The organism is Pseudomonas sp. NFR09 (genome assembly GCF_900111535.1).
In the GTDB taxonomy this organism is placed as follows: domain Bacteria; phylum Pseudomonadota; class Gammaproteobacteria; order Pseudomonadales; family Pseudomonadaceae; genus Aquipseudomonas; species Aquipseudomonas extremorientalis.
On record NZ_FOIH01000014.1, the window covers coordinates 65522 to 78142 of the forward strand.

Below are 12621 nucleotides of genomic sequence, written 5' to 3' on the forward strand. Positions count from 1 at the left end.
AGCCTCATGTCCTCTTTTGCTGAAATGATCGAAAATATCACCCCGGATATCTACGAGAGCCTCAAGCTCGCCGTGGAAATCGGCAAGTGGTCCGATGGCCGCAAGCTCACTGCCGAACAGCGCGAGCTGTCGTTGCAGGCGGTGATTGCCTGGGAAATCCAGAACCTGCCGGAAGACCAGCGCACCGGCTACATGGGCCCGCAGGAATGCCAGTCGAAGTCGACCACCGTGCCGAACATCCTGTTCAAGTCGGATGCGATCCATTGATTGAAATCGGTCGCGGTGCAGTCAGCAAGATGTCGGCGCAACTCGGTGAGCCGACCGTTCAATACGCGTTTCGACTGGGCGACGCCGAGGTGCCGGTCAACCCGTTGATCGGCACCCATGTGCGCCTGGAATACCTCGGTGCCATCCATTGCAGCCATTGCGGCCGCAAGACCAAGACCAGCTTCAGCCAGGGGTATTGCTACCCGTGCATGACCAAGCTGGCCCAGTGTGACCTGTGCATCATGAGCCCCGAGCGTTGCCATTACGACGCCGGCACCTGCCGCGATCCAGGCTGGGGCGAGAAATTCTGCATGACCGACCATGTGGTGTACCTGGCGAACTCGTCAGGGATCAAGGTCGGCATCACCCGTGCCACCCAGTTGCCGACGCGCTGGCTCGACCAGGGCGCGAGCCAGGCGCTGCCGATCATGCGCGTGGCGACCCGCCAGCAGTCCGGTTTTGTCGAAGACCTGTTCCGCAGCCAAGTGGCCGACAAGACCAACTGGCGTGCGCTGCTCAAGGGCGACGCCCAGTCCGTCGACCTCAAGCAGGTGCGTGACCATCTGTTCGCCGCCTGTGCTGACGGCCTGCTGGGTTTGCAGGAACGCTTTGGCCTGCAGGCCATCCAACCGGTCACCGACATCGAGCCGCTCGAAATCCGCTACCCGGTGGAGCAGTATCCGGCGAAGATCGTCAGCTTCAACCTGGACAAGAACCCGATTGCCGAAGGCACGCTGCTGGGGATCAAGGGCCAGTACCTGATCTTCGATACCGGCGTGATCAATATTCGTAAGTACACGGCCTACCAGCTCGCCGTGCATCAGTAGAAGGATGCCACCCATGCGCACCGAACAACCGAAGATGATTTACCTCAAGGACTATCAGGCGCCGGACTACCTGATCGACGAGACCCACCTGACCTTCGAGTTGTTCGAGGACCACAGCCTGGTCCACGCGCAACTGGTGATGCGCCGCAATCCCGAGCGTGGCGCCGGTTTGCCGCCGTTGGTGCTGGACGGCCAGCAGCTGGAGCTGTTGAGCGTGAACCTGGCCGATCAGGCACTGAGCGCTGGTGACTACGAGCTGACCGACAGCCACCTGACGGTGCATCCGCAAAGCGCGACGTTTACCCTGGATACCACGGTAAAAATCCATCCGGAAACCAACACTGCCCTGGAGGGCCTGTACAAGTCCGGCAGCATGTTCTGCACCCAGTGCGAGGCCGAGGGCTTTCGCAAGATCACCTATTACCTCGATCGCCCGGATGTGATGAGCACCTTCACCACCACGGTGATCGCCGAGCAACACCGCTACCCGATTCTGCTGTCCAACGGCAACCCGATCGCCAGCGGTCCGGGTGAGGACGGCCGCCATTGGGCAACCTGGGAAGATCCGTTCAAGAAACCGGCTTACCTGTTCGCCCTGGTGGCCGGTGATCTGTGGTGTGTCGAAGATACCTTCACCACCATGACCGACCGCACCGTGGCGCTGCGCATCTACGTCGAGCCGGAAAACATCGACAAGTGCCAGCACGCCATGACCAGCCTGAAAAAGTCCATGCGCTGGGACGAAGAAACCTATGGCCGTGAGTACGACCTCGACATCTTCATGATCGTCGCGGTGAACGACTTCAACATGGGCGCCATGGAAAACAAGGGCCTCAACATCTTCAACTCCAGCGCCGTGCTGGCCCGCGCCGAAACCGCCACCGACGCCGCGCACCAGCGGGTCGAGGCGATCGTTGCCCATGAATACTTCCATAACTGGTCGGGCAACCGCGTGACCTGCCGCGACTGGTTCCAGCTGTCGCTCAAGGAAGGCTTCACCGTTTACCGTGACTCGCAATTCTCCGCCGACATGAACTCGGCCACGGTCAAGCGCATCCAGGACGTGGCGTACCTGCGTACCCATCAGTTCGCCGAAGACGCCGGTCCGATGGCCCACGCGGTGCGCCCGGACAGCTTCATCGAGATCTCCAACTTCTACACCCTGACCGTGTACGAAAAGGGCTCGGAAGTGGTCGGCATGATCCACACCTTGCTCGGCGCCGAAGGCTTCCGCAAGGGCAGCGACCTGTACTTTGAACGCCATGACGGCCAGGCCGTGACCTGCGACGACTTCATCAAGGCCATGGAGGACGCCAACGGCGCCGACCTGACCCAGTTCAAGCGCTGGTACAGCCAGGCCGGTACGCCGCGCCTGGCGGTGAGCGAGTCCTACGATGCGGCGGCGAAAACCTACAGCCTGACCTTCCGCCAGAGCTGCCCGCAAACCCCGGACAAGGTGGAAAAACTGCCGTTCGTAATTCCGGTGGAGCTGGGCTTGCTGGACGGGAAGGGCGCTGGCATTGCCTTGCGCCTGGCCGGTGAGAAGGCTGCGGGAGGCACGTCGCGGGTGATTTCGGTGACCGAGGCCGAGCAGACGTTTACCTTCGTTGATATCGCCGAACAGCCGTTGCCTTCGCTGCTGCGCGGGTTCTCGGCGCCGGTGAAGCTGAGCTTCCCGTACAGCCGCGACCAACTGATGTTCCTGATGCAGCATGACAGTGACGGTTTCAACCGTTGGGACGCCGGCCAGCAGTTGTCGGTGCAGGTGCTGCAGGAGTTGATTGAGCAGCATCAACAGGGCCAGGCCTTGAAGATGGATCAGCGCTTGATCACTGCGCTGCGCAGCGTGCTGAGTGATGAAAGCCTGGATCAGGCGATGGTCGCGGAAATGCTGTCGTTGCCGGGTGAAGCCTACCTGACCGAAATCAGCGACGTGGCGGATGTGGATGCCATCCACGCCGCCCGTGAGTTTGCGCGCAAGCAACTGGCGGACAACCTGCACGAGGCGCTGTGGTTGCGTTACCAGGCCAATCGCGAGCTGTCCAGACAAACGCCGTACGTGGCGGCCGCCGAGCACTTCGCCCGTCGTGCGTTGCAGAACATCGCGCTGTCGTACCTGATGCTCAGCGGTAAGCCAGAGGTGTTGGCGGCGACCATCGAGCAATTCGACACGGCCGACAACATGACCGAGCGCCTGACCGCGCTGGCGGTGCTGGTGAATTCGCCGTTCGAGGCAGAGAAAGCCCAGGCGCTGGCGGTGTTTGCCGAGAACTTCAAGGACAACCCGCTGGTCATGGACCAGTGGTTCAGCGTGCAGGCTGGCAGCACGTTGCCGGGCGGGCTGGCGCGGGTCAAGGCGTTGATGGAGCACCCGGCGTTCACCCTCAAGAACCCGAACAAGGTACGCGCCTTGATCGGTGCGTTTGCCGGGCAGAACCTGATCAACTTCCACGCGGCGGACGGTTCGGGCTATCGCTTCCTGGCGGACCTGGTGATCCAGTTGAATGGCTTGAACCCGCAGATCGCTTCGCGCCAGTTGGCGCCGCTGACCCGCTGGCGTAAATACGACAGCGCGCGCCAGGCGTTGATGAAAGCCGAGCTGGAGCGCATTCTGGCGTCCGGTGAGTTGTCGAGTGATGTGTTCGAGGTGGTCAGTAAGAGCCTTGCCTGAGTTGCATCGTTGAATAAAAAACGGCCTGTTCGACAGGCCGTTTTTTTTCGCCTCAGATAACCGGTGGTCGCGGGGTGTCCAGGCCGTTATCGACGGGGAAGCGCTCTGCGATGATCCCGTGCGGCACGCCCAGCGGGATGGCACTGGCGGTGTCAAGGCGGGTGACTTGCTCGGCCGACAGATGCACATTCAACGCGCCGAGGGTGCTGTCCAGCTGGGCGCGGGTGCGCGAGCCGAGGATCGGGACCAGCGCGGTGGTCGAGCGCCGGGCCTTGTCCCGCAGCCAGGCGATGGCGACGTGGGTCGGTGTGGCGTCGATTTCACCGGCAACCGCCAGCAGCGTATCGAGCACTGCGGTTTCACGCGCAGTGTGTTCGGCGTGCACCAGGATCCCGAGTTTGTTGGCGCGGTTGTCGTCCTGGGTGTTGCGGTACTTGCCGGTCAGGAAGCCACCGCCCAGGGGCGACCACAGCGTGGCGGCCAGCCCCAATGCTTCGGCCATTGGCAGCAGCTCGCGGTCGGCGCTGCGCTCGACCAGGCTGTATTCCACCTGGATGCCGATGATCGGCGCGAAACTGCGTACCTCGGCCAACAGGTCGGCGCGGGCAATGCGCCAGGCGGGGAAGTTGGACAGGCCGGCGTAGTGGATCTTGCCGGCGCGCACCAGATCATCGAGACCGCGCAGGATCTCTTCCATGGGCGTGACGTTGTCGCTCATGTGTGCCCAGAGCAGGTCGATGCGGTCGGTGTTCAGGCGCTTGAGGCTTTCTTCCACCGAGCGCACCAGGTTCTTGCGGTTGTTACCGAGCCGGATCGTGCCCTCATCGGACGGTTCGGTGCGCAGGGTGTACTTGGTGGCCACCACCAGGTTGTCGCGTTCCGAGGCGATAAATTCCCCCAGCAGCTTTTCGGCCTGACCGAACTGGTAGCCATTGGCGGTATCGAGGAAATTGCCCCCGGCTTCGAGGTACCCGTCAAAAATCGCCTTGGCTTCGTCGCGTTCGGCGCCATGGCCCCAGCCCGTACCGAAATTACCGGTGCCCAAGGCCAGTTCGGATACCTGCAGGCCGCTGCGGCGGCCAAAGACTTTATTGCGCATACAAGGACTCCTGAGGCAGTGATTTTCTTACATGTTTAGTAACATGTATTTAATATGATCTTGGTAATGTATTCGGTCAAGGGGGCTTTTTTACTGCTGACGTTTTCTGACAGGGGGCTCTGTTAAGCTGCGTCACTTTTCTATTCTCGGCAGGCGTTCCTGTGTCGCGAACCACTCGTCTACTGACTTTGCTCCAGGCCCTGCGGGGCAAGAAACGTCCCGTGACCGCTGCCGTGCTGGCGGCGCAGTTGGAGGTGTCCGAGCGCACGCTGTATCGCGATATCGCCGAATTGACTGCCTTGGGCGCGCCGATTTTTGGTGAGGCGGGGGTAGGGTATGTGTTGCGCAGTGGCTTGTTTCTGCCACCCTTGATGTTGAACGCCGAGGAAACCGAAGCCATCGTGCTCGGCCTGCGTTATGTCGACCAGCGTGGCGACGAGGTGCTCAGTCGCGCTGCGGCCAATGCTCTGGCGAAGATCGCCGATGTACTCGACCCCGCCGCCCAGGAAGCCTTGCGCAACCCGACACTGCTGCCTGGCCCGCCGGGGTTTGGTTACCCGGAAAACCGCGTGCCGCTCAATGTGTTCCGCGAGGCCATTCGCAACCAGGCCAAGCTGCAGATCGATTACGCCGACGCCAGCCAGACCCAGAGCCAACGGCTGATCTGGCCCCTGGCCCTGGGCTTTCTGAATGAAGTGCGGGTGATCGTGGCCTGGTGTGAGTTGCGCGGTGCCTATCGCACCTTTCGCACCGACCGCGTGGCGAGTGCCGAGGTGCCCGGTGAACGTTACCCGGGCCGGCGCAGCGATTGGCTGCGGGCCTGGCGCAAGCTGATGGAACAGAATGAATCCGGTCCCTTCACTCCTGACAAAAACTGACACGATCCTGGCTTAGCATGGCACTACAAATCACCAAGAAAGGAGCTGTGCCATGTCTATCCCTGAGTTGGCGCCGGCCATCGTGGCCTATATCGCAGCGGCCAATACCCGTGACACCTCGGCTATCGCCCAGTGTTTTGCCGAGGATGCCAATGTGTTCGATGAAGGCCAGCACCAGGTGGGCGCCGCCGCCATAGCACGCTGGATGGAAGACACCGGGCGTCGTTATAAGCCGCGGGTCGAAGTGCTCAAGGTGCAACACCGTACCGGCAAGGTGTTGGTCAGCAATATCGTGTCCGGCAATTTTCCGGGCAGCCCATTGGAGCTGCGCTACACCTTTCGCTTGAACGAGCAGGGCAAGATTTCGCGGCTGGATATTTCGCTGTAGTTCATACTGGCGGGCATGACTTTCGACACGCCCCTCGCTGCCTACCAACACGCCGTTGCCCAACAGGGTTTCGTCGCCGACGCTGCCCAGCGCCGCGCGGTGGACGCTCTGCAAGCCTGCCACCAAGCCCTGCACCACGGCCATGCGCCGATCACTGGCGTGTACCTGTGGGGCCCGGTGGGGCGGGGCAAGACCTGGCTGATGGACCAGTTCCATCAAAGCCTGCGAGTGCCCGCGCGGCGCCAGCATTTCCATCACTTCATGCAGTGGGTGCATCAGCGTCTGTTCCAACTGACCGGCACCCACGACCCCTTGCAGGCCCTGGCCCGGGAACTGAGCCAGGCAGTGCGTGTGCTGTGCTTCGACGAATTGTTCGTCAATGACATCGGTGACGCGATTATCCTCGGGCGGCTGTTCCAGGTGATGTTCGAAGAAGGCGTCGTGATGGTCTGCACCTCCAACCAACCACCTGACCAGCTGTATGCCGATGGCTTCAACCGCGAGCGCTTTTTGCCGGGCATTGCAGCGATCAAGCAGCACATGCATGTGGTTGCGGTGGATGGGGGAGAGGATCACCGGTTGCATCCGGGTGTAGGACTCCAGCGCTACTGGGTCAATCAACCCGAGGCGCTGGCGTGCGTGTTCCAGCGCTTGGCCCAGGGCGAGCCAACCCGCAGCGGGCCGATTGTCGTGGGGCATCGCGCCATCGTCGCCGTGCAGTCCAGCGACACCGTGCTCTGGTGCCGTTACGCCGACCTGTGCGAACAACCGCTGGCGGCCATGGATTTCATGCTGCTGTGCGATCGCTTCAAGGCCATCCTGATTGGCGAAGTCCCCAACCTCAGCGCGCAACAGCGTCCTGGCCGGATTGCCCGTGGCACCGAGGATGGCGTTCAGCGTGTAGTGGCCGGCGACCGTGAGTTGCCGGCGCTGTCGGTGCACGATGACAGCGTGCGTCGGTTTATCGCCCTGGTGGATGAGTGCTACGACCGTAAAGTACCGCTGTTCATCGAGGCCCAGGTGCCGCTGGAGCGACTTTATACCGAGGGCTACCTGGCGTTTCCCTTTCGCAGGACACTCAGCCGGCTGCAAGAAATGCAGTTGCAGCGTTTTGGCTGACGCCCGTACGAAAAAATCCAGGAATCGTCTGATTGCGCTTTTTCAACCACGCAACGTTCGCGTATTCATGCGCATATTTGTAGTTAATCTCCTTCATCTGGCGCTCGCTCCACGCTTACAATCGTGCCCCTCACAGGGAGCCGAATCCCTTGTAATCGTGATCGAGGAAGGACATGGACACCCCAGACATCCTGGTGCTGCAAGCCAGCTACACCAACCCCGTGCATGCCGACGCCATCGGCCGCGTGCTCAACCATTATGCCGAAGACCCGATGGGCGGTGGTCACAGCCTGCCCGCCGACCTCCTGGAGCAACTGCCGGGCGAGCTGGCCAAACGGCCCCATGCGTTCAGCGTGCTGGCGTTTGTGGGGGGAGAACCGGCGGGTCTGGTCAATTGTTTTGAAGGGTTTTCCACGTTTGTCTGCCGTCCTTTGGTCAATGTCCACGACGTGGTGGTGATGGATGCATTCCGTGGTTTGGGGCTGAGCCAGAAAATGCTGCAAAAGGTCGAGGAAATCGCCCGTCAGCGTGGCTGCTGCAAGATCACCCTGGAGGTACTGGAGGGTAATGCGGTGGCTCAAGCGGCGTATCGCAAGTTTGGTTTTGATGACTCGAAGTTTGATCCGGCCCACGGGCGCATGTTGTTCTGGAGCAAACCGCTTTAATAAATAACAGGCAAAAAAAGGCGCCATTGAATGGCGCCAAAGTTGACCTTGGCCAAAGGAGCGGGATGGCAAAGGGTATTACGGTTACATCAAGTGTTTGGTTGTTGCTCGGCAGCGGACTTGTCAGCGGTTTCTTTCTTCACGCTCTTTCCATCGGCCAGCGCGGTTTGTTCAGCGGTGCCGTGGGTTTGTTGCTGCACGAAGGTAAAGTCCTTGTAGAACGCCTTGGAACGCTCCGAGCCACCTTCGGCGAAGGCGGCGGCGGAGGTCAAGGTCATCAGGCTGGCAACTATCAGGGTAGAAAGTTTCATGGCAGTGTTTCCGGTAAGTGTGATCGGTATCCGCTCTGTCCTTGATCAGATTCATGGGGCGAGTGTGGAGAGAGTTTATTAAGTAGGAATTAACGCCAGAAAAACCAAAAGCTAACAATTTCGTTAACTTTTGGTTAAAAAATCCTACAGCTTCCAGTCCAAAGCCAAGGTGACCGAGCGTGGGTCACCCCAATACACGCCGTTATAAAAGCCAACGCGCTCGTAATACTTTTTATCAAATAGATTGTTGACGTTAAGCGATGCCGTAACATGTTCGTCGAACTGGTAGCGGAACATCAGGTTGACCACGCTGTAGGCCTGCTGGGTGATCTTTGCCCGTGTGGTGATTCGATTTCCCTCGCTGTCACGAGCCCCCGTTGGCCGGTTGCCGAATTCATGGATATCGCTCTGCCAGTTCACGGCACCGCCTACCGTCAGGTTGCGCCATGCACCGGGTAAGCGGTAGGCACTGGAAACCTTCAGCAGGTTTAGCGGTTGGCCGGTGTTGTTGCGTTTGTCCGTGCCATTCACCGAGTGGGTATAGGTGTAGCCGGCCGTGAGATTCCAGTCCGGCATCACCTCGCCGGCCACCTCAAGCTCGAAGCCGCTTACTTTGTTACCCTTGCCGCCTGACTTGTAGTACTCCTCGCCCGTGATCGGGTTCGGCGGTACGGAGTCATCCCGTTCCGCGACGTTGTCCTGCTTGCTCCAGAAATAGGCGGCCGCTACGTTCAAGCGCTCCTGCAACAAGCTCCCCTTGAGCCCCACTTCATAGTTGCTGCCCACCACGGGCTCCAGGTATTTGTTGCTGACGTCCTTGAGGCTCTGCGGCTTGAAGATGTCGGTGTAGCTGGCGTAGGCGGTGTACTCCGGGGTGATGTCGTAGAGCAGCCCGGCGTAGGGCGTCCACATATCATTGTGGGTCTGGCGGGTCTTGTTGGCCCTGAGTAATTGGTCATTGGCCGTGTATTCAGGCGCCGCGCTTTCCAGCTCCCAGCTGCCATAACGGCTGCCGAGTACCGCATGCAGGCGCTCGGTCAGGCTCAGGCGCGTGGCCAGGTAGCCGGCTTTCTGTTGCTTGCTGCTGTGTTCACCCTTGAGGCCGGTCACGGTGTCGGGAAACTTGCCGATCCCGCCCATGTATTTCCAGTCTTCGATGCTGTAGTAGCCGTCCGGGATGTTGTCGCGCATCACTGGCGAGACGTCCCGCTGTGTGGCTTCGCCATAACCCACCATCAGTTCATGCTCGCGGCCCAGCAGCGCATAGCTGCCGGCCAGGTTGAGATCTACCGCCTCCATTCTCGAGGTGCCGCGCATATGGCTGGCCCAGGCCGTCATGCCACTGCGGTCGTCGTTGGGGAACCCCGCGCCGCCGTAGTAGACCTTGCCGTCCGTGTCGCTCTGGCGATGGGTGTAGGCCGCCTTCAAGTGCCAGTCGCCGCCCAGGCGGTGGTCGAGGCTGGCAAAGGTGGTCTTGTCGGTCAGCGGCCAGGAACTCCAGTGCGCTGCCATATTGGTGGAACGTGACAGTCCGGCCTTGCCACCCTGGCTGTTCCAGTAGGGCACGGTGCCCCAGGAAGTGCCCTGTACCTTTTTGTCCTGGTAATCAAAACCGACCGCCAGCACGGTGTCGTCCGACAGGTCGCCTTCGAGGATGCCGTAGCCGACTGCCCGCTGCAGCGCGTAGTTGTCACGGAAGGATTGGCTGTCGCGATAGGCCAGCACTGTACGCCCGCGCAGCTTGCCGTCGTACGCCAACGGGCCGCCGACATCCACGAAGCTGTAGTAGTTGTCATGGCTGCCACCGCTCACCCCGGTTTTCGCCTGCCACTGGGCGGTGGGGCGCTTGCGCACCATATTGACCGTGGCCGAGGGGTCGCCGGCGCCGGTGGTCAAGCCGGTAGCACCGCGAACCACCTCGATGCGGTCGTAGATGATGGTGTCGGAATCGGACTTCATGTAGCCGAACGTGTTGAGCATCCCATCAATCTGGAAGTTGTTGATGCCGTAGCCACGAGAGGAATAGGACACGCGGTCGGAGTCGTTGTGCTGGACGTTGACCCCGGTGGTCTGGCGCAGCACTTCGGTCAAGGTATTGAGATTGAAATCATCCATCTGCTGGCGAGTGATCACCGAGATCGATTGCGGGGTTTCCTTGACCGACAGGTTCAGCCGCGTGGCGATGCTCATCGAGCCGGTGGTGTAGGCCCCGGTGTGTTCGGTGGTGGCACCCAGGCCTTCGGCGGTGATGCTGGTGGACCGCAGCTCGAGGGCTTTGTTTTCGGGGTCGGTTTCAGCCAGTAGGTCGGGGCTTGCCACCACGCTGAAGAGGCCGATGGTGAGCGTCATGGAACGGGTGAAAGGCGCGAACATCGCGGAAGACTCCTTGTCGTCTTTGCGGCCTTTCCGGTCGGAATGGCCTTGGTTCAAAGACGAAAGGAGAGGGGGATCTTTAGGCTTAAACGAGAATGATTGTTATCTTTCTGTTACAAGGCCGGTTTTTCCTGGAGCACCACGTCGGTCGGGCTGGCCTTTTTCGGCTTGATCAGACTGAAGTCGATCAGGGGCTTTTGTTGGCGCTCGTAAGGGTTGCCAATCATCCGTGGGCGCGGCGTGAAGCTGTCACTCACCAGGCTTTTTGTACGGTCGAGTTCATTGAAGCTAAGACCGGCCATATCAGCCCAGGTGTGAATCAACTGCGAGCTGGAGTAGGGCCGTTGCAAGTCACCGGCGAAGCTCCAGTCGTGGGTTTCGCGCCATTTCGGTGAGGCATAGGCCATGAACGGAATGGTGTACATCGGCGCTGTCGGCTTGCCTTCGTTACGTCCCAGGGTGGTGTGGCCAATCGAGTCGAAGACATCCTCGCCATGGTCCGACAGGTACAGCAGGAAGCCGTTGGGATCGGTCTTGGCGTAGTCCTTGATCAGGCTCGACACCACGAAGTCGTTGTACAGCACCGCATTGTCATAGCTGTTGTAGGTCGGCAACTGATCGTCGCTGATGCCCGCCGGCACGCCCTGGCGGTCGGTGAATTTGTCGAAGGTCGGCGGGTAGCGATACTGGTAGCTCATGTGGGTGCCCAGCAAGTGCACCACAATGAACTTGCGCTCGGCCGGATCGGCCAGGGCCTTGGAAAACGGCGCCAGCACGTCGCCGTCGTATTGGCGGGCGTTCTGGTTGCGGTTGTTGTTCAGGTACACCTGTTCGTCGGCCTGTTCGGAAAAGGTCGTGAGCATGGTGTTGCGCTTGGTCATGGTCTGCTGGTTGGTGATCCAGTAGGTCTTGTAGCCGGCCTGTTTCATCACGCTGACGATGGACGGCGTCTTGAGGTACAGGTCCGGGTTTTCTTCGTCGGCGAAGGTCAGCACCTGTTGCAGCGCCTCGATGGTGTAGGGCCGCGGGGTAATGACGTTGTCGAACACCGCCAGTTGGTCGCGCAGTTTGTCCAGCTCCGGCGTGGTGTTGCGCGGGTAGCCGTAGAGGCTCATGCGCTGGCGGTTGGTGGACTCGCCGATCACCAGCACCAGGGTCGACGGTTGGCCGGCCATGGTGTCCTTGAGGTTGGTCAGGGGCGGGATCTGGCTGGCGCTGTCGAGCATGCCTTGCATGTTGTCCAACTGCTCGGTGTAGCGGCGGTAGGCGACGATCATCTGCCACGGCACCGCTGGTTCAATACGGGTTTCAAAACGATCGATGGCTTGTTCCATGTTGTCGCTGGTGGCGATCTGCTTGACCAGCGGATAACCCACCACCGCCAGCACAATCGCTGCCGCCGCCAGTATCGACTGGCCGCGAGGCAGGTAGACCGGGCGCAGCCGCGTCCACAGGAATACCGCGAAGGCGGTATGGGCGATGAACGCCAGCACGATCCACCAGGCAAAATACTGGGTGGCGTATTCGCCGGCTTCCGAGATGTTCGACTCGAACATGATGAAGATGACGCTTTGGGAGAATTCCTGCTGGTAGATGAAGAAATAACCCAGGCTGGCCATGGAGCACGCCCACAGTACTGCGCCGATCAAGGCGGCGAGCAGTCGTGTACGGCTGGGGAACAACAGCATGGGCGCAAGCCACAGCGCACTCATGAAAAAGGCTTGGCGAAAACCACTGAAACCGGAAGTTCCGGTCAACTGGATCAGCAGTTGGGTAATGCCCGAGAAGTACCAGAAAAACAAGAACAGCCAGCCAAGGCCGGCCCAATCAAAGCCTTTCGCAGACGTGGTGCTGCGTTTGAACATCGCCATCCAGTGCTCCAACCCGATGATTTTCCAGTTGACGCGCAGGGCTGCACGCAACGGAGGCCACCCTTGCATGGGGTGGCCCTTGGGGGCTGGAGTATCGGGAGAGGCATGTGAAAACTTTGTGAGATTTTTGTAGCGGTTATCTTACAAAGCGA

General features: G+C 60.4%; 11 protein-coding genes. 7 read left to right on the forward strand and 4 right to left on the reverse strand.

The genetic code is table 11. The features are described 5' to 3' along the window. Positions 1–6 precede the first annotated feature (6 nt). From BMX59_RS26240 to pepN, 3 genes are read left to right on the forward strand one after another with little or no spacing between them, the layout of a single operon-like run. Complete coding sequence (locus tag BMX59_RS26240) at positions 7–267, forward strand: YeaC family protein (protein WP_017528545.1); 261 nt, start codon at positions 7–9, stop codon at positions 265–267. Next, positions 264–1094: a DUF2797 domain-containing protein gene (locus tag BMX59_RS26245; RefSeq protein ID WP_093127512.1), complete on the forward strand. Its 831-nt coding sequence runs from the start codon at positions 264–266 to the stop codon at positions 1092–1094. Before BMX59_RS26240 ends, BMX59_RS26245 begins: the two co-directional genes overlap by 4 nt. Before the next feature lie 13 nt (positions 1095–1107). Next, complete coding sequence (gene pepN, locus BMX59_RS26250; RefSeq protein ID WP_093127515.1) at positions 1108–3765, forward strand: aminopeptidase N; 2658 nt, start codon at positions 1108–1110, stop codon at positions 3763–3765. A 52-nt stretch (positions 3766–3817) separates the two neighbouring features. Here the strand turns inward: pepN and BMX59_RS26255 are convergent, their stop codons facing one another. Then, entirely contained in the window at positions 3818–4864 is a 1047-nt protein-coding gene (locus BMX59_RS26255; protein ID WP_093127518.1) for an aldo/keto reductase, read from the reverse strand. A 161-nt stretch (positions 4865–5025) separates the two neighbouring features. Between BMX59_RS26255 and BMX59_RS26260 the strand changes: the two genes are divergently transcribed. The 4 genes from BMX59_RS26260 to BMX59_RS26275 all read left to right on the forward strand — a co-directional run bounded on the left by BMX59_RS26260 (position 5026) and on the right by BMX59_RS26275 (position 7914). Beyond that, positions 5026–5742, forward strand: a complete 717-nt coding sequence (locus tag BMX59_RS26260) for a helix-turn-helix transcriptional regulator (protein WP_093127521.1) — start codon at positions 5026–5028, stop codon at positions 5740–5742. Positions 5743–5794: 52 nt separating this feature from the next. Further along, positions 5795–6130: a nuclear transport factor 2 family protein gene (locus BMX59_RS26265; protein WP_093127524.1), complete on the forward strand. Its 336-nt coding sequence runs from the start codon at positions 5795–5797 to the stop codon at positions 6128–6130. A gap of 15 nt (positions 6131–6145) precedes the next feature. Then, positions 6146–7249 (forward strand): cell division protein ZapE, encoded by a 1104-nt coding sequence (zapE, locus tag BMX59_RS26270; protein WP_093127528.1) that lies wholly within the window; start codon positions 6146–6148, stop codon positions 7247–7249. Between the two features lie 173 nt (positions 7250–7422). Next, positions 7423–7914 (forward strand): GNAT family N-acetyltransferase, encoded by a 492-nt coding sequence (locus BMX59_RS26275; protein ID WP_093127531.1) that lies wholly within the window; start codon positions 7423–7425, stop codon positions 7912–7914. 89 nt (positions 7915–8003) lie between these two features. On the opposite strand, the gene BMX59_RS26280 is transcribed toward BMX59_RS26275, so the two are convergent. The 3 genes from BMX59_RS26280 to BMX59_RS26290 form a co-directional block, all read right to left on the reverse strand. Beyond that, positions 8004–8225 carry a hypothetical protein gene (locus tag BMX59_RS26280; RefSeq protein WP_093127534.1) on the reverse strand — a complete coding sequence of 74 codons (222 nt, stop codon included), beginning with the start codon at positions 8223–8225 and terminating at the stop codon, positions 8004–8006. 144 nt (positions 8226–8369) lie between these two features. Then, the gene (locus BMX59_RS26285; RefSeq protein ID WP_093127538.1) at positions 8370–10598 is read right to left on the reverse strand and encodes a TonB-dependent siderophore receptor; all 2229 of its coding nucleotides are present in this window, start codon (positions 10596–10598) and stop codon (positions 8370–8372) included. A 113-nt stretch (positions 10599–10711) separates the two neighbouring features. After that, complete coding sequence (locus BMX59_RS26290; RefSeq protein WP_093127750.1) at positions 10712–12469, reverse strand: phosphoethanolamine transferase CptA; 1758 nt, start codon at positions 12467–12469, stop codon at positions 10712–10714. Positions 12470–12621: the final 152 nt, after the last annotated feature.

Coding starts and splice junctions, on each gene's coding strand:
- BMX59_RS26240 (WP_017528545.1), top strand. CDS start 7: ATGTCCTCTTTTGCTGAAATGATCGAAAATATCACCCCGGATATCTAC.
- pepN (WP_093127515.1), top strand. CDS start 1,108: ATGCGCACCGAACAACCGAAGATGATTTACCTCAAGGACTATCAGGCG.
- BMX59_RS26255 (WP_093127518.1), bottom strand. CDS start 4,864: ATGCGCAATAAAGTCTTTGGCCGCCGCAGCGGCCTGCAGGTATCCGAA.
- BMX59_RS26265 (WP_093127524.1), top strand. CDS start 5,795: ATGTCTATCCCTGAGTTGGCGCCGGCCATCGTGGCCTATATCGCAGCG.
- zapE (WP_093127528.1), top strand. CDS start 6,146: ATGACTTTCGACACGCCCCTCGCTGCCTACCAACACGCCGTTGCCCAA.
- BMX59_RS26275 (WP_093127531.1), top strand. CDS start 7,423: ATGGACACCCCAGACATCCTGGTGCTGCAAGCCAGCTACACCAACCCC.
- BMX59_RS26280 (WP_093127534.1), bottom strand. CDS start 8,225: ATGAAACTTTCTACCCTGATAGTTGCCAGCCTGATGACCTTGACCTCC.
- BMX59_RS26285 (WP_093127538.1), bottom strand. CDS start 10,598: ATGTTCGCGCCTTTCACCCGTTCCATGACGCTCACCATCGGCCTCTTC.
- BMX59_RS26290 (WP_093127750.1), bottom strand. CDS start 12,469: ATGGCGATGTTCAAACGCAGCACCACGTCTGCGAAAGGCTTTGATTGG.